Raw genomic sequence first — 15,821 nt, forward strand, 5'->3', positions numbered from 1 at the left:
TAAGGACCCGTGTCGATCGAAGCCCCTCCCCCGATTCCCACACCTGCGCGGCCCTGGCCCGCGCTGGTGCGCGTGCCGCGGGACGGGCGCCGGTGGCCGGGAACGGCACGGGCAGCCGCCGCCGTCGCGCTGCCCGGACTGCTCGGCATAGCGCTCGGCCACGGCCCGGCGGCCGCGACGGCGGCCCTCGGCGCGTTCGCGGTGGTGTACGGCGAGGGCCGGCCGTACCGGGTGCGGTGGCGGGCGGTCTCGGCGGCGGCGGGCGTGATGGTGGTCGCTGCCGCCCTCGGCGCGGTCGTCGGCAACGCCGTCCACGATGCGGCGTCCGCCGGTGGGTCCGCGCTGTGGCCGATGGCGCTGGTGCTCGCGATGTCGGTGTTCGTGGCCGTCGCCGCCTTCGTGGTCGACGCGCTGCGCATCGGCGCACCGGGCGCGTTCCTCCCCCTGCTCGCGGTGGAGATCGCGTCGGCCCTGCCCGCGGCCGGTGTTCCCGTCGGTCACGTCGTCGGCTGGACCGCGATCGGAGCTGCCACCGCCGTGCCCGTCGCGATGTCGGGATGCGTGCTGCGGCCACGCACCCCCGAACGCGCCGCGGTCGCATCGGCGATCGCGGCGGTCGCGGCCCTCGACCACGATCGGGGATCGACGGCGCGACGGCACGCGGCCGTCAAGTCCGTCCACGCCGCGTGGCAGTGCCTGCACGATGCCGGACTCGCCGCCCGCGACCATCCCCTCACCCGGGATCTGCTGATCGCGCAGGACCGCTGCGTCGCGCTGCTGCACGGCAGCGCGCCGATGCTCGACGCCGACGGCGAGGATCTGTCGCGGCGCGTCCCGGCTCCACGGCCGACGGTCCGGTTCCGGCTCGGTCGCGCGGCGCACCTGCGCGGCCGGTCGACGCTCATCGTGGTGCGCCTGCTCGTCGCCTGTCCGGCGGCGGGTGCGATCGCGATGCTTCTCGGTGTCGCCCGGCCGGACTGGGCCGTCATCACCGCGGCGATGATCCTGCACCAGGGTCCGGACCGGATCCTGGGCACGTACCGGGCGGTGCACCGCTTCGCGGGAACCGTGCTGGGCCTGGCGATCCTCGCCGCACTGGCCCCGCTCGACCCGACCGGCGTGACGCTGGTCCTCGTGCTGGCCGCGTCGATGGCCGGGATCCAGGCCTACCTCGTCCGCAACTACGGGTTGGCCATGGTGTTCATCACGGTCCTCGCGCTGCTGCTCGCCGGGCTCGGGTCGCCGGACGATCTCACCGGAGTGACGCGGGATCGACTGATCGAGACGGTGATCGGTGTGGTCGTCGCAGTCGTCGTGCTGTGGACGGTGCTGCCCGCGTCGTATCGTCGGATCCTCGACGACGCCGACGACCGGGTCGCTGCCACGATCGCGCAGATCGACGCCGCGCCCGACCCGGACGCGGCGCGCCAACTGCGACGCGGACTCGAGTTCGACCTGCACTCGGCCACGACGGCCGCGCTGGTGGCCGCGCACACCGACCCCGGGTGGACCGAGACTCGGTGGGCGCGTCATCACGAACTCAACGAGTCCGGCTATCGAGCCCTGGCACCGTCCGGGAACTGACCCGGGGAGACGGAGCTAGGCGATGACCAGGCTGTCGCGCGAGAGCGGTGTGCCGAAATAGCCCGCCTCGGGGTCGACGACCACGGTCTTGTTCTCCCCCTGCCGGGCGAGGACCTCGCGAGCCATCTGCTCGAACGGGATCTTCTCGGGTCCGCCGATGTTCTCGACGGCACCCAACGGCTCGCCTTCCGCCACTCCCGCGACCTCGGCGGCGAGGTCGTCGACGGCGATGGGCTGGATCAGCGCGTCCGGCACGCGCACCTCGTCGCCGACGGTCATCGAGGCCGTGATCCGGTCGGTGAACTCGGCGAACTGGGTGGAGCGGACGATCGAGTAGGGGATCCCCGCCTCCGCGATGAGCTTCTCCTGCGCAACCTTCGCCCGCAGGTATCCGCTCAGCGGCAGTTGGTCGGCGCCGACGATCGACACCGCGACGTAGTGCCCCACGCCGGCCGCCTTCGCAGCCGCCTCCAGATTGGTGGTCGAGGTGGTGAAGAAGTCCATCACCGGACCGTCTTCGAACGACGGCGAGTTGGACACGTCGACCACCACGTCGGCTCCGGTCAGGGCCTCGGCGAGGCCGTCCCCGGTGAGCGTGTCGATCCCGGTGTTCCGTGATGCCGCGACGGCTTCGTCGCCGCGCTCCCGCAGTTTGTCGACCACCTTCGATCCGAGCGTCCCGGTGCCACCGATCACGACGATCTTCATGGCTTTCCCTCCGTACATCTCGGCCGGAGCACCCGGGATTCACGCGGTCGTCCGCGGCATCGGGCGCAGAACCAGGCTAAGCCGTCCGGTGCCGGCGCCACAGCACGATCGGGTATCGCGCCCGGTATGTCGCTCGACGACGCCGGGGCCGCGCGGCGAACCGCACGGCCCCGGTCGAAGGGTCGGCTCTAGGTGCCCGACGGCACGATCAGCACCGGGCAGTCGGCGGTGTGCAGCATCGCCCGGCTGGTGGAGCCGAGCAGCATGCCCTTGAAGCCGCCGCGGCCACGGGTGCCGACGACGATCAGCTGCGCCTGCTCGGCGAACTCGCTGAGTACCCGGACCGGCCGGTCGCGGGCGACGACGCGCTGCACGTCGACATCCGGGTACCGCTCCTGCCAGCCCGCGAGGCGCTCGGCGAGCACCACTTCCTCGCCGGTCTGGATGCGGCTCCAGTGCGGGTCGTCCGGCGTCGCACCGAGCGACGGCTGCACGCTCACATCGCTCCACACGTTGACCGCGACCAGCGTGGCGCCGCGCATCGCGGCCTCCTCGAACGCCGCGGCGACCGCGGGCTTGCAGGATTCGGAGCCGTCGACGCCGACGACGATCGGCCCCGTGGTGGGCGGGCGGCCGTCGAGGGTGCGGCCACGGACCACGGCGACCGGGCACTCGGCGTGCGCGGCCACCGAGGCCGTCACCGAGCCGACGACCAGACCGGTGATCTCACCGTGGCCGTGCGAGCCGAGCGCCACCATCCACGCCTGCTTCGACAGGTCGATGAGCAGCGGCGCCGGCCGGCCCTCGAGTTCCTCGGTCGTGATCTCGATCGACGCGCCGTCGTCCACCGACTGCTTGGCCAGCACCTGCGCGCTGTCGAGTCGGGCCCGGGCGGTGTCGTGCAGTTCGTCCTGGAAGCTGCGCGCCAGGTAGGGCTCGGAGTAGTAGAACGCCGGGATGTGCACGGCGGTGACGATGTGCAGGCGACGCTGGTGGGCGGCGGCGGCACGAGCCGCCCACGCCACCGCGTTCGATGCCGCCTCGGAGCCGTCTACGGCGACGACGATCGCATCTGTTGCGCTCATGGATTCTGCTTCTCCTTCACACCCGTGGTGTGTTCCGGGACCTGTCGAGACCCATTGTCCTGATTTCTGGTCGTCCCGGTGTGGGTCTTCGGTCCCGGGCGAGCCGTGACGCTCGGCACGTCACGGCGCGCCCGGATTCCGTCAGTCGACGATCGCGCGCAGCTGCTCGATCAGCGCGACCCGACCGGCGCGATCCGCGGCCAGCGGCATCACGTTCAGCGTGGTGACGCCGGCGGCGGCGAACGCCGCGACCCGTTCCTTGACGTAGCTCTCGGTGCCGATGAGCGAGATCGCCCGGACGAGTTCGTCGGGCACCGCCGCGGCAGCCTCGTCCTTCTTGCCGGCGAGGTAGAGATCCTGGATCTTCTCGGCCTCCTCCTCGTAGCCGTAGCGGCACGCGAGGTCGTTGTAGAAGTTCTTGCCCTTGGCACCCATGCCGCCGATGTAGAGCGCCAGGTGCGGCTTGATCCACTGCAGCATCGGCTCGACGTCGTCGCCGATCGCCAGCGTCGGGCTCGCATAGATCTGCAGGTCGCCCAGGCTCGGATCCCGCTTGGCCTTGCCCGCCGCGAGCGCGTCACCCCACACCGCGTCGGCCTTCTCGGGGTGGAAGAAGATCGGCTCCCAGCCCTCCGCGATCTCGGCCGTCAGCGCCACGTTCTTCGGCCCGAGCGAGGCGATGACGATCGGAATGCGATCGCGCACAGGGTGATTGATCAGCTTGAGCGGCTTGCCCAGGCCCGTGCCCTGATCGGCGGGCAGCGGCACCTGGTAGTACTTGCCCTGGTACTCGACCTTCTCGCGCCGCCACACCTGACGGCAGATGTCGACGAGTTCGCGGGTGCGGCCGAGCGGGGCGTCGTACTTGACGCCGTGGAAGCCTTCGATCACCTGCGGTCCCGACGCCCCGATGCCCATCACGAAGCGGCCGTTCGAGACGTAGTCCAGACCCGCCGCGGTCATCGCGGTCAGGCTCGGGGTGCGGGTGTAGATCTGGAAGATGCCCGACGCCAGTTCCACCGTCGACGTCTTCGCCGCGAGGAATCCGATCTGGCTGACCGCGTCGAACGAATACGCCTCGGGGACGAAGACGATGTCCAGGCCCGCCCGCTCCAGGTCGGCGACCTCCTCGACGGTCTCCGTGAATCCACCGCTGTAGTTCAAGCCCATACCGATGCGCACTTGGGCGACCCCATTCCGTAATTACCTGTGACGGACGTTACGAAGTGGACTCTACGACCGCTCGGGCCGAACCACCATCACGGGGCACTGCGCCTTCTGGACCAGCTCGTTACTGGTGGAGCCCAGCAGCAGTCCGCGGAATCCGCCGCGCCCGCGGCTGCCCACGACCACCAGCTGTGCCTTCTGCGACCACGCCATCAGGTGGGTGCGCGGGCCGTCGATGTACAGCTCGCGCTGGACCTCGACGTCCGGGTACCGATCGCGCCAGCCCGCGAGCCGCTCGGAGAGCACCTCGCGTTCGGCGTCCTCGAAGGCCCGGGGATCGCGGATGGCGCTGCGTCCGCCGGCGAGGGTGCCGTGCGGGGTGTCGCTCCACGCGTGGACGGCGATCAGCGGGACCCCGCGCAGCGCCGCCTCCTCGAACGCGACCGCGGTGGCGCGCTCACTCGTCTGGCTGCCGTCGATGCCGACGACGACCGGGCCCTCGCTGGGTACCTCGCCGTCACGCTGATGCACCACGACCACCGGGCACACGCCGTGGCTGGCGGCGTTGACCGCCGTCGAACCGATGCCGCCCGCCGAGCCGCTGCCGGACGCGCCGAGGACGAGCGCGCGCGAGTCCTCCGACAGCGACACGAGCCAGCGCGCGCCGCCCATCGTGGAGATCTCGGTGGAGAGCTTCAGATCGGTGGAGACCTCGCGGGCCGCCGTGGCCGCGCGGGCGAGGATCTCCTTGCCCTCGTCCTCCATCCAGTCGTAGATGCCGGCGACGTCGAGGTACGGCGCGCCGTAGGTGTAGGGCGAGAAGTTGAGAGCGTGGATGATCCGCAGGGTGAGGTTGCGCTCCGCGCACATGCGCGCGGCCCAGACGACGGCCGCCTGCGCGGCGTCCGATCCGTCGACACCCACGATCACCGAGTTCTCGTCCCGCGCGATCGACGGCTCCCTGACGCCCTGCTCCATGCCCTCTGCGGTCATCCCGCTCACCCTCTTCCGTTTGCGACGAATCGGTGCGGCATTCGTGGTCGATCCTGCCTCGGATCGATCCGATCGAGGTGCCGCCTTCGACGTTAGTCACTCGAACCGGTTTGCGCGTGGATGCGACGGTCCCGAGTGGTTCGGGACCAAAGTCCCGCCGGTCCGGGCCCAAGGTCGGGACTTCGTCCAGGTCGGCGCGACCCGCGTCACATTTAATTGGAATCTGAGATACCAATTTCCTACGGTCGAGGCATGCAGCTGACGCAGTTCACCGATCTGGGCCTGCGGATCGTCATGCGCCTGGCCGCCGATCCGGCCGGGTCCGGCGGCCCCAGCACCCGGACGGTCGCCGAGCAGCTCGCCGTCTCGTACACCCACGCGACGAAAGTGGTTGCGCGGCTGAGCGAACTCGGCGTGGTGACGACCCGCCGCGGCCGCGGCGGCGGGCTCGCGATCACCGAACTGGGCCGCACCGCATCGGTGGGCTGGCTGACCCGCCAGCTCGAGGGCGACGGCGAGGTGGTCACCTGCGAGGGCGACAAGCCGTGCCCGCTGCGCAAGGGCTGCCGATTGCGGTCGGCACTGCGCGACGCGCAGGAGGCCTTCTACTCCGCGCTCGACGCGATGACCGTCCGCGACCTCACCTCCCCCACAACCGTGCTGCCGACACCCGTCGTGCCGGCAGTGACCGAACCGTAGAAACCCGACCGACAAGGAGAATCCGATGCTCTCGGAGGCCTCGAAGGAAACCGTCCGCGCGACCCTGCCCGCCGTGGGCGCGGCGATCGGCGACATCACGACGCTGTTCTACCGCAAGATGTTCGACGCCCATCCGGAGCTCGAGCGGGACCTGTTCAACCGGGGCAACCAGCGTCAGGGTGAGCAGCAGAAGGCACTCGCGGGAGCGATCGCGGCCTTCGCGACACTGCAGCTCGACCCCGATCCGGAGCGGGTCGACGCGATCCTCTCGCGCATCGCGCACAAGCACGCCTCGCTGGGCATCACTGCCGACGAGTACTGGATCGTGCACAAGCACCTGTTCGAGGCGATCGTCGAGGTGCTGGGCGAGGCCGTCACGCCCGAGGTGGCGTCGGCCTGGGACGAGGTCTACTGGCTGATGGCGAACACGCTGATCGCGATGGAGGCCGGCCTGTACGAGAAGGCCGGGGTGGCCGCCGGTGACGTGTGTCGCTCCGTGCGGGTGACCGGCCGGGCACACCAGTCCGCGGACACGGTCTCCTTCACGCTGGCGGCCGCCGACGGCTCCGCGCTCCCGACGTTCGCACCGGGTCAGTACATTTCGGTCGCCGTCCACCTGCCCGACGGCGCCCGCCAGATCCGGCAGTACAGCCTCGCGTGCGGTCCCACCGACGCACAGTGGCGGATCACCGTCAAGCGCATCGCCGGCCAGGTACTGCCCGACGGCAGCGCCGCGCCCGCGGGTGAGGTGTCGAACTTCCTGTACGACAACGTCTTCGAGGGTGACGAGCTGACCGTGTCGCTGCCGTTCGGCGACCTGGTCCTGCCCGACGACGACGCCCCGCTGCTGCTGGTCTCGGCCGGTATCGGCTGCACCCCGATGATCGGCATGCTCGAGCATCTCGCGTCCACCGAGGACAAGCGCAGCGTGTCCGTGCTGCACGCCGACCGCTCCGCCGCACAACACGCGCACCGCGCCGAGCTCACCGAGCTGGTCGAGAAGCTGCCGTCGGGCGTGGTACACCGTTGGTACGAGGACCTGGGGGCGCGTGAGGCGTTCGCCGGAACCCGTCTGGGCCGTGCGGATCTGACCGACGTCACGCTCGAGCCGGGCACCCGCGCCTTCCTCTGCGGCCCGCTGCCGTTCATGTTGGCGATGAAGGAATCGCTGATCGCCCGCGACGTGCCGGAGGCGAACATCCACTACGAGGTGTTCGGCCCCGACAGCTGGGCCGGCGCCACCGCGTAGCGCCCCACCCCCCTCGACCACGGCCGTCGGCGACATCACGTCGCCGGCGGCCGTGGTTCCCGGGCGTCGCCGGGACGAGTGTTCTAACGTGAGGTGTGGCCCGATCTCAGTTGATCCTGACGCCGCTGACGCCAGCGGCGATCTTCCTCGTGCTCACCATCGACGAGGGCGGTGAGAACGCCGTCCGCGACGTGCTCTCCGACGTCGACGGCCTGCGGAAGGCGGTCGGATTCCGAGTGCCCGACTCGGGATTGGTGTGTGTCACCTCGATCGGGTCGTCCGCGTGGGGCCGCCTGTTCGACGGCCCCCGGCCCGCGGAACTGCACGAGTTCGTCGAACTCGACGGCGGCCGGCACCGCGCCCCCGCGACCCCGGGCGACCTGCTCCTCCACGTCCGCGCGGTGTCGATGGACCTGTGTTTCGAGCTGGCGTCGAAGATCGTCGGACGGCTCCGCGGCGCCGCGACCGTCGTCGACGAGACGCACGGCTTCCGCTACTTCGAGCAGCGCGATCTCCTCGGGTTCGTCGACGGCACCGAGAACCCGGAGGACATCGAAGCGGCCGAGGCCGCGCTCGTCGGCGACGAGGACCCCGACTTCACCGGTGGCAGCTACGTGATCGTGCAGAAGTACCTGCACGACATGGATGCCTGGAACGCGATCTCGACCGAAGAGCAGGAGCGGGTCATCGGCCGCACCAAGCTCGACGACATCGAGCTCGACGACGACGTGAAGCCCGCGAATTCCCATGTCGCGCTGAACACCATCACCGACGAGAACGGCGACGAGCGCCAGATCCTGCGCGTGAACATGCCGTTCGGCAGCCTCGGCGACGACGAGTTCGGCACGTACTTCATCGGATACGCGGCCACGCCGTCGGTCACCGAGGAAATGCTGCGCAACATGTTCATCGGCAAGCCCGAGGGCAACACCGATCGCATCCTCGACTTCTCCACGGCCGTCACCGGCGGCCTGTTCTTCTCCCCCACCGTCGAGTTCCTCGACGACCTCCCACCGGCGCCGGGCATTCGGCAGGCCGGCACCGAAGACACGAGCCCGTCTCCCGCCGCTGACGGATCACTCGGAATTGGCAGTCTGAGAAGGAGTTCCACACGATGAACAACCTCTACCGCGGTCTCGCCCCGATCACCGACGCCGCCTGGGCGTCGATCGAGGAGGAGGCGACCCGAACCTTCAAGCGGCACATCGCGGGACGCACCGTCGTCGACGTCTCCGGCCCGCACGGCACCGACTTCTCGGCGGTCGGACTCGGACGCACCACCACGATCGACGCCCCCGCCTCCGGCGTGCTGGCCCGGCAGCGCCGCGTCGCCCCGCTCGTCGAGCTGCGGGTGCCGTTCACGTTGTCGCGCGAGGAGATCGACAACGTCGAGCGCGGCGCGCAGGACGCCGACTGGGACGCGGTGAAGGATGCCGCCAAGAAGATCGCGTTCGCCGAGGACCGCGCGATCTTCGAGGGCTACGCCGCGGCCGGCATCGAGGGCATCCGGGCGAGCTCGTCGAACCCGCCGCTGCAGCTGCCCGAGGACGTCCGCGACGTGCCCGAGGTCATCAGCCAGGCCCTGTCCGAACTGCGCCTGGCCGGCGTCGACGGCCCGTACTCGGTGCTGCTGAGCGCCGAGGCGTACACGCAGGTGAGCGAGACGTCGGACCACGGCTACCCGATCCGCGAGCACATCCGCCGGCTCATCGACGGCGACATCATCTGGGCCCCGGCCATCGACGGGGCGTTCGTGCTCACCACCCGCGGCGGCGACTTCGACCTGCAGATCGGGCAGGACCTGTCGATCGGCTATCTGTCGCACGATTCGGAGACCGTCGAGCTGTACTTCCAGGAGTCGCTGACGTTCCTCACCTACACCGGCGAGGCCTCGGTCGCCCTGGCGACGCGCTGATCGACCCCGGAGTCGTTGCTCACACGAACGAAACAAGGGGTTGACAGCTCGCCAGGAGCGAAGGCTAACCTAATCTCCGTTGCCTGAACGGTGACGGAGGACCCGGGCGACCCGGGGGTACGAGGAGCAGCTTTCGTGATCGAGGACCTGATCGAACTCGCCCATAGCCAGGGCGTCGTGCGTGAGATGCTGGCCGGCCCCGACGGTTGCGACGAGTACGTCCTGGCCTGCGCGGACGGCGTGACGGCGATCCGGTTGTGGGTGCGCCCCGACGGCCGGTTCTCCCGCGCCCAGGGCAACGCGGGATCACTGAGCCTCGGTCAGGTCATGACGGTGTGCGGGCTGTCCTACTCGGCCCGCACCGCCACCGCCCCGGCCGCCTGAGCATCCACTCGAACGAGAAAGTCCCCGCCCATTCGGGCGGGGACTTTCCTTGGTTTCGGGGCCGGATCACATGGTGGCGGAGGCGCCTCGCCACGTGACCGCGACGCCGCGCTCCTCGAGCCACGAGGACGGATCGATCTTGGCGCCGCCCGGGCTCCACACCTCGAAGTGCAGGTGCGGGCCGGTGGACTGGCCGCGGTTGCCGACGGTGGCGATCTGCTGACCGGCGGCCACGTGCTGGCCGACGTGCACCTGGTAGTCGTTGACGTGGCCGTAGACCGTGGTGGTGCCGTCATCGTGCTTGACGCGCACCCACAGGCCGAAGCCGGACGCCGGACCGGCGTCGACGACGACACCGTCCGCCGCCGCGTAGACCGGGGTGCCGATCGGCGCCGCGATGTCGAGGCCGCCGTGGTGGCTGCCCCAGCGCGGGCCGAAGTCGGAGGTGAGGGTGCCCGAGACCGGCTTCACGGCACGCGCGTTGGCCTTCCCCACCGAGCCGAAGGCGGCCTCGGCCGCGGCGGTGAGGTTGTCGACGACGTCCTGCACCTGCGGAAGCTCGGCCGGGATCTCGATCGCCTTGGCCTGCTGGATCAGGTCCTGCGCCGACGGCAGCACCGGCGCCGCCGGGAGGGCGGGCAGCTCGAACTGCGGGAGCGCGGGCAGCGACGGGAGTTCGACGCCCGCGGGCAGCAGGCCGGCGGGGATCTGGAGCGGTGCGGGAGCCGGGGCGGCGGCGGCACTGCCGGCACCGAGCTGGGCGCCGGCGGTGAGGATCGCGCCCGTTGCCGCGGCGACCGTGGCGGCCTTCAGGCCTGCGCCGGGACCGGAGGTCTCCTCACGGTGGCGGCCGCGCCGGAGCGTCGGGTCGAGCTCGATGAGAACAGCGTCTGCTGACGTCCGGTGATGGCGTCCCACAGTCAAATACCTCGTCAATCGGTTTCTTCGGCCGCACACTCCGGAGTGCACTCGATCTTGCTGCCGGGCCAAGGTAACAAATCCATATACGTCCCCGCCAGCGTTACCTGATCTTTATTTTCGGTGAATCCGTATAGATGCTGGGAGGGCAGGTCGATCACGTCTCGGCCCGATCCCCGATGCCGGGCGTGTCGGCCTCCTGGTGTCACGAGAGTGAGCGCAATCCTGGACCGGACGCGACCGTCGGCGGTTCTCGCAGCGGTACTGACGGCCGCCTCCGTGGCGATGGCCGCGCCCCCGGACGCCGCCATGGCGGGCCCAGGCACCCGCCGCAGGAGAGCACGGTCGGTATGGGGCCGCCGCAGACCAGGCACGGGCAGGTGGTCAGCTCGCCGTTCATGCTGGCGCTCAACGCGGGCGGCGACACCGGGGTGACCACCCGACCGATTCATCGCCGACGCCCCGCGGCCGCTACACTCCCTAACTGCGGAACAGCGCGAACCCGGTTCGCCCCCGCCCCCGCCCTCGTAGCTCAGGGGATAGAGCACGGCTCTCCTAAAGCCGGTGTCGCAGGTTCGAATCCTGCCGAGGGCACACGGATTGTGCAGGTCAAAGGCCTGTTCAGCCTTCATCGCGCCTCATGTGCCTATTACATGCCGAATCGCTTCGCGTTCGTGCGTCCAAACAAGTGCGGCCCCGGCAGGTGTTCCCACACCGGCTAGTGCCTTGGACCAATCCATTGAGGATTGAGTGAGAAGCGTTGTGACCGCCGCCGTAATGGCAGTGGCCGTTTGTGTGTTCCGGGGTCACCACCTACGCATCCACCGGACCTGTGACCCTCAAGATCGAGAACACGCGGGGTCCGTGGACGCTGCGCTTCGCGCCTCTGACGTAGCACCGTCGAACGACGCTTCTCTCACTCGAACGGGGTCACACCGGGATTCCGAGCGCGCCGAGGTCGGAGTGCAACTACAAGAAAGTGGCCCGCCACAACCCATCAGTGGAGGTGGCGGGCCACTCTCATAGTTGTCAGGCCGCGAGTTGATCAGTCCACACCTTGACCCGCGCCTCACGGTCCTCACTCCGCTTGCGCACGAGTTGAGCGACCGCACCCGCGAGGACTGCACCCCACACCGCAGCCAGCGCCATGTCGAACCACCCGAGTTGACGGTCACCGACCAGCACGAACGAGATACCAATCAGGACAAGGGAAACGACGGGCAGCGAGTAGCGCAGCATGGCGGGGGCCTCTCTGTTGGTCCTGCAACCAGGTTACTGCACGTCAACCCTCGAACATGCGAAAGGAGGCCCGTCGGACGGCTAGTCGACCCGCACCTCCGCGGCACCGCTGAAGACCGGCACACCCTGCTGATTCCTCGTCATGAGTGCGAGGTCCGCGACGGTCCCGCCGTCGTCGCTCTTCCGGATTGCGATGATCTCGACGCGGGCGGTGAGGGTGTCCCCCGGCCACACCTGCGAGATGATCCGTCCGCCGAACGACAGGACATTCGCGTGGCCGAACCGGTCGGTGACGGCCCGGCCCGTCATGCCCATCGTGAGCATGCCGTGCGCAAAGACACCCGGGTGCCCGCGATCGCGCGCGTACACGTCGTCGCTGTGAAGAGGATGGAAGTCGCCGGAGGCCCCCGCATACATGACGATCTGGGCGCGGGTCAGCTCCTCGACCAGGACGACGGTCCACGCACTGCCGACCGCGAGATCCTTTGCCGCCGAGCATTCGTCGACGACCGGAACGTACGGATCCGACGAGCGCCCGGCCGTCGCAGTGGCCGCCGGCGCGTCGGGGTTGCGTTCGACCATGGCCGACACCCAGCGCGCCGTCGCGACGAGTTCGCCGTCGGAATCGCAGTAGTCAGTGAAGGTCTCACTGAACGTCATGGTTCCCGCGCGGCGTCCGCTCTTCTCCCACGTGGCACCGGGCCGCGATTCGGCCGTCAGGACGTCGCCCGCGCGGACGGGTCGACGAAACGTGAAGTGCTGCTCCATGTGGAACCCGGACTGCTGCTCACTGCTGACCGGTCGCGACCCGAGCCACGACGCTCCCGGCCGCGGGCGACGGGCATAGCTGGGATCGAAGTGGTCCGCCGCCATCAGGAAGGTCGGCGGCGCGACCAGCGCGTCCGGACCGGTGGTGGACAGACGCCGAACATCCTCGAAGGCGGGATCGAAGTCGCCGACCGCACGCGCGAACTGCATGAGATGAGAACCGTGCACAACCAACCCGAACATGCCACCTGCTTTCAGAGGGAGGAACGACCCGTGTACGCAAACGTGTTCAGGACAAAGTCACACAACGCCGACTCCGCGCGCGGAACGAGACTCGGTGAGTGGGATTGCCGACTCACACCCGTGTGACCGGTTGCTGCAGTTCGGTCACCCACTCCGCTGGATCGTCCGAGTAGACGACGTACCGTTCCCGAGCCGGTCCGTCCGCGCGGTATCCGTTGACCTCGATCCAGTGATCCACCGACCGCCACGCCGGCAGCACGTCGTCCATCGCTCCGCGGTACTCGAGCGTCACGGCCCGGGGAACGCGAGGCAGGTCGAGGATCGCGAAGTCGGTGCCCGCCCGGACGGAATCGGGAACCGGCACCGCCGCGTGGACCACGACATCCCCGCCGACGGGAGTGCGCTCGTAGTAGGCCACCGCCGGTCCCGCCGGCTCGATCCCCTCGCGCGCCAGCCGCGCCATCAGCTCGCCGAACAGCGGACGCACCACCGGACCGATGTGAACCGGGTCGAATCCCGCTGCGGTCGAGGTCAACTCGGCCACCCTCACGCCGGGGATCGGCTTCACCACGATCTCGCCCTTCGGCATTACGTACCCCTCCATGGCAGGGCTCCGAGGTCAGGACACCGGATCCGCGGTCTGCAGCACCACAGGGTCGACCGCCTCGTCACACGCCGCGACGACGAAGCTCTCGTGCGCCAGCGCCGCCTCTTCCTCCGTTGCGTACCAACGGTGTTCGAGCGTCGCGTGATCCCGATCGAACACCGCCGACTCGAAGATCAGCGGGGGCCCGGGTTCGCCGCCCTCATCGAAAGCGAGGCCGATCCACACGGTCGAGACGTCCCGAATCCAGTCCAGGTCCGCCATGTCCATAACCGTGGTCGACCCGACCTTGTCGTAACCGGGTTGCCCGAGGAGACGCGCGGCCTCGTCCGCCGAGATGGGGCGTCCGGCGCGGTCGTACCACTGCCGGTTCGCATCCACACGATCCGTCATCGCCACCTCCGTCATCCGGCACAGGCGCGGCGCGCACGCCCGGTCACCCGAAATGTACCCGGCACGCGACAGCCCTGGTGTCACCACAACTCATTCACACCGCGATCGCCCCCAGCACCGACACCCCGAACACGACGAGCCCGCTGACGAACCCCGCGACGACCACGAACCCCGACGTCGGGTGATCGAGCAGCGAATCCACCCGCGCCTCTTGCCCCGAACTAGACACCGTCTTCATCACGCACCACCGAATCTCACGACACCACCGACCGGACCGGTCGGACGGAAGAGCATTAATCTATGCCGTATGGTATAGATTTACTAAGCGAAATGATTGAGACAAGATGCGCGGCATCAGATAGGAAAGCGACGAACCTCAGTTCACACGACGCGGACCCGGCACATGGATGCCGAGATTCGCGACCCGCCGGCAAGGTTCGGTGGCCCGAGAGAGAGACGAGCGACATGGCACGCAAGCACGAGTACTTCACGGACCTCTACACCGACGCCCTGATCGGGTTCGCCGCTTTCACCCACCTACCGGCATCCGTCGTGCAGACCGGCTCCGGATACGCGATCCGCGCCGACGCCGGATTCGGGCGCATCCTCCTCGCCACGAACAGCGAGCAGGGCTTGGCGCACACCCGCAGCGACCTCGACGTCTGGACCGTCCGGGTCCTGCAGAACTCCCCCGCAGGGGCGCATCCGATTGCGACGGAGTCCGACCGCGACCTGCTGGCCGCCTACGGCCGCGCGGTGGAACGCCTCGAACTCGAGGGCGCGTGGTCACCCGTCGAGGTCGCCCTCGACCGCCCGGTCACCCTGGTGGAGGGCGCCGCGTAGCACGAAACCGCTCAGGCCCCGTCCGCCGCGGCGACCGGCGACTTCACGAGCTCCCCGAACTTGGCGTCGGAATCGATCCAGTTCACCGAGCAGCGGAGGGCATCGAGTGCCTGATCGAAGGCGTCAGCCAGCCACTCGTGCTCGGCCTCCGCGAGCAGTTCGTCCGCGGCCTCGTCGTCGGACTGCTGGAAGAACGCGACATGCCAGGCCTCGATCGCGTCGACGTCGCTGGTCAGACCGTCATCCGAGTTGGTTGCCAGAACGTAGCGATTGAACTCGAAGTCGACGCGAATCGCGTACCGATCGATGATGTTGACGATATTGGCGGGGCGGTGGGTGGCGGCCGCAAGAGCAATCAGAGCGTCGTTATAGCGATCGACATGTTCCTGCGTGCGGGGCATATGCCCTCATCTCTGACTTGAAGTGGCCACCGCAGAGCCCGCGGTGGCAGCCGGCGCACCGGGGTGGGTCCAAGCTTCCCCTTGCGTTTCGCCCGATCGATCGTAACGGCACCGACGACGATTCCGGCAAGTCACGGACCAAGGTTGACTCGAGCGGAGGAGGTTACCTGTGTAGAAGAGAAACAGGTTTCGACCACAGGATCCGCATGCCCGACCGCTGCAATCAGCGTCCCCCGCACGATTCGCAGCACTGCACGAAGCGGAGGATTCGATGCGTACTCACACTCACGGGCGGTCGACCCGCTCCCCCGGTCCCACTGCCGCCCGCGTCGACCGCGGCGCGTACGACATCTCGGTCACCGCCGAACTCTCCGGGGTCGGCCCCCAGACCCTGCGCCTGTACGAGCGCCGCGGACTGCTCGCCCCGGACCGCACCAGCGGTGGCAGTCGGCGGTACAGCCGAGACGATCTCGAGCGGCTGCACCGCATCACCGAACTCGTCGAACTCGGTGTCAACCTCACCGGCGTCCGCGAGGTACTCGTCCTCGAAGACCAGCAGTCCGAATTGCGTGCGGAGATCGCGCAACTCACGCACCGCCGTCCGGACCCGAGCGCCCGCTGATCGACG

At 69.1% G+C, this 15,821-nt stretch carries 19 protein-coding genes and 1 tRNA gene; 9 read left to right on the top strand and 11 right to left on the bottom strand.

The genetic code is table 11. The annotated features are described in order from the left end of the window. The first annotated feature begins 9 nt into the window (after nt 1-9). Entirely contained in the window at nt 10-1,584 is a 1,575-nt protein-coding gene (locus LCL87_RS02290; protein ID WP_225016226.1) for an FUSC family protein, read from the top strand. A gap of 15 nt (nt 1,585-1,599) precedes the next feature. Here the strand turns inward: LCL87_RS02290 and LCL87_RS02295 are convergent, their stop codons facing one another. The 4 genes from LCL87_RS02295 to LCL87_RS02310 all read right to left on the bottom strand — a co-directional run bounded on the left by LCL87_RS02295 (nt 1,600) and on the right by LCL87_RS02310 (nt 5,537). Then, the gene (locus LCL87_RS02295) at nt 1,600-2,292 is read right to left on the bottom strand and encodes an SDR family oxidoreductase (RefSeq protein WP_225016228.1); all 693 of its coding nucleotides are present in this window, start codon (nt 2,290-2,292) and stop codon (nt 1,600-1,602) included. Between the two features lie 188 nt (nt 2,293-2,480). Next, nucleotides 2,481-3,377, bottom strand: a complete 897-nt coding sequence (locus LCL87_RS02300; RefSeq protein ID WP_225016230.1) for a universal stress protein — start codon at nt 3,375-3,377, stop codon at nt 2,481-2,483. 141 nt (nt 3,378-3,518) lie between these two features. Then, nucleotides 3,519-4,559, bottom strand: coding sequence for an LLM class F420-dependent oxidoreductase (locus LCL87_RS02305; RefSeq protein ID WP_225016231.1), 1,041 nt, complete (start codon nt 4,557-4,559; stop codon nt 3,519-3,521). A gap of 51 nt (nt 4,560-4,610) precedes the next feature. Beyond that, nucleotides 4,611-5,537, bottom strand: a complete 927-nt coding sequence (locus LCL87_RS02310) for a universal stress protein (protein WP_225016232.1) — start codon at nt 5,535-5,537, stop codon at nt 4,611-4,613. A 252-nt stretch (nt 5,538-5,789) separates the two neighbouring features. On the opposite strand from LCL87_RS02310, the gene LCL87_RS02315 reads away from it, so the two are divergent. The 5 genes from LCL87_RS02315 to LCL87_RS02335 all read left to right on the top strand — a co-directional run bounded on the left by LCL87_RS02315 (nt 5,790) and on the right by LCL87_RS02335 (nt 9,784). Next, entirely contained in the window at nt 5,790-6,236 is a 447-nt protein-coding gene (locus tag LCL87_RS02315) for an Rrf2 family transcriptional regulator (RefSeq protein WP_225016233.1), read from the top strand. Nucleotides 6,237-6,261: 25 nt separating this feature from the next. Beyond that, a complete protein-coding gene (locus LCL87_RS02320; protein ID WP_225016234.1) occupies nt 6,262-7,485 on the top strand; it encodes a globin domain-containing protein in 1,224 nt (407 codons plus the stop codon). A gap of 95 nt (nt 7,486-7,580) precedes the next feature. Further along, complete coding sequence (locus tag LCL87_RS02325; RefSeq protein WP_225016235.1) at nt 7,581-8,603, top strand: Dyp-type peroxidase; 1,023 nt, start codon at nt 7,581-7,583, stop codon at nt 8,601-8,603. After that, a complete protein-coding gene (locus LCL87_RS02330) occupies nt 8,600-9,400 on the top strand; it encodes a family 1 encapsulin nanocompartment shell protein (protein ID WP_225016236.1) in 801 nt (266 codons plus the stop codon). The genes LCL87_RS02325 and LCL87_RS02330 overlap by 4 nt, the downstream gene beginning before the upstream one ends. A gap of 135 nt (nt 9,401-9,535) precedes the next feature. After that, nucleotides 9,536-9,784, top strand: a complete 249-nt coding sequence (locus LCL87_RS02335; RefSeq protein ID WP_225016238.1) for a hypothetical protein — start codon at nt 9,536-9,538, stop codon at nt 9,782-9,784. Nucleotides 9,785-9,850: 66 nt separating this feature from the next. Here LCL87_RS02335 and LCL87_RS02340 read toward each other — a convergent pair whose 3' ends face one another. Further along, nucleotides 9,851-10,702: a M23 family metallopeptidase gene (locus LCL87_RS02340; RefSeq protein WP_225016240.1), complete on the bottom strand. Its 852-nt coding sequence runs from the start codon at nt 10,700-10,702 to the stop codon at nt 9,851-9,853. Nucleotides 10,703-11,223: 521 nt separating this feature from the next. Between LCL87_RS02340 and LCL87_RS02345 the strand changes: the two genes are divergently transcribed. Then, nucleotides 11,224-11,296: transfer RNA gene (locus LCL87_RS02345), tRNA-Arg, on the top strand. A 435-nt stretch (nt 11,297-11,731) separates the two neighbouring features. On the opposite strand, the gene LCL87_RS02350 is transcribed toward LCL87_RS02345, so the two are convergent. The 5 genes from LCL87_RS02350 to LCL87_RS02370 form a co-directional block, all read right to left on the bottom strand. Further along, the gene (locus LCL87_RS02350) at nt 11,732-11,941 is read right to left on the bottom strand and encodes a hypothetical protein (RefSeq protein ID WP_225016241.1); all 210 of its coding nucleotides are present in this window, start codon (nt 11,939-11,941) and stop codon (nt 11,732-11,734) included. 81 nt (nt 11,942-12,022) lie between these two features. Beyond that, a complete protein-coding gene (locus LCL87_RS02355) occupies nt 12,023-12,952 on the bottom strand; it encodes a MaoC family dehydratase (protein WP_225016243.1) in 930 nt (309 codons plus the stop codon). Between the two features lie 112 nt (nt 12,953-13,064). Continuing rightward, the gene (locus LCL87_RS02360) at nt 13,065-13,556 is read right to left on the bottom strand and encodes a GyrI-like domain-containing protein (RefSeq protein WP_225016245.1); all 492 of its coding nucleotides are present in this window, start codon (nt 13,554-13,556) and stop codon (nt 13,065-13,067) included. Nucleotides 13,557-13,571: 15 nt separating this feature from the next. After that, the gene (locus LCL87_RS02365; protein ID WP_225016247.1) at nt 13,572-13,949 is read right to left on the bottom strand and encodes a hypothetical protein; all 378 of its coding nucleotides are present in this window, start codon (nt 13,947-13,949) and stop codon (nt 13,572-13,574) included. A gap of 94 nt (nt 13,950-14,043) precedes the next feature. Further along, on the bottom strand, nt 14,044-14,187 hold the full coding sequence (locus LCL87_RS02370; RefSeq protein WP_225016249.1) for a hypothetical protein: 144 nt from the start codon (nt 14,185-14,187) through the stop codon (nt 14,044-14,046). A 227-nt stretch (nt 14,188-14,414) separates the two neighbouring features. Here LCL87_RS02370 and LCL87_RS02375 point away from each other — a divergent pair, with 227 nt between their 5' ends. Then, nucleotides 14,415-14,792 carry a hypothetical protein gene (locus LCL87_RS02375; RefSeq protein WP_225016251.1) on the top strand — a complete coding sequence of 126 codons (378 nt, stop codon included), beginning with the start codon at nt 14,415-14,417 and terminating at the stop codon, nt 14,790-14,792. A gap of 11 nt (nt 14,793-14,803) precedes the next feature. Here LCL87_RS02375 and LCL87_RS02380 read toward each other — a convergent pair whose 3' ends face one another. Next, the gene (locus LCL87_RS02380) at nt 14,804-15,193 is read right to left on the bottom strand and encodes a hypothetical protein (RefSeq protein ID WP_225016253.1); all 390 of its coding nucleotides are present in this window, start codon (nt 15,191-15,193) and stop codon (nt 14,804-14,806) included. A gap of 271 nt (nt 15,194-15,464) precedes the next feature. Between LCL87_RS02380 and LCL87_RS02385 the strand changes: the two genes are divergently transcribed. Continuing rightward, the gene (locus LCL87_RS02385) at nt 15,465-15,815 is read left to right on the top strand and encodes a MerR family transcriptional regulator (protein WP_225016255.1); all 351 of its coding nucleotides are present in this window, start codon (nt 15,465-15,467) and stop codon (nt 15,813-15,815) included. Nucleotides 15,816-15,821: the final 6 nt, after the last annotated feature.

Origin of the sequence: Prescottella equi (genome assembly GCF_020171745.1) — a bacterium.
Classification (GTDB): domain Bacteria; phylum Actinomycetota; class Actinomycetes; order Mycobacteriales; family Mycobacteriaceae; genus Prescottella; species Prescottella equi_A.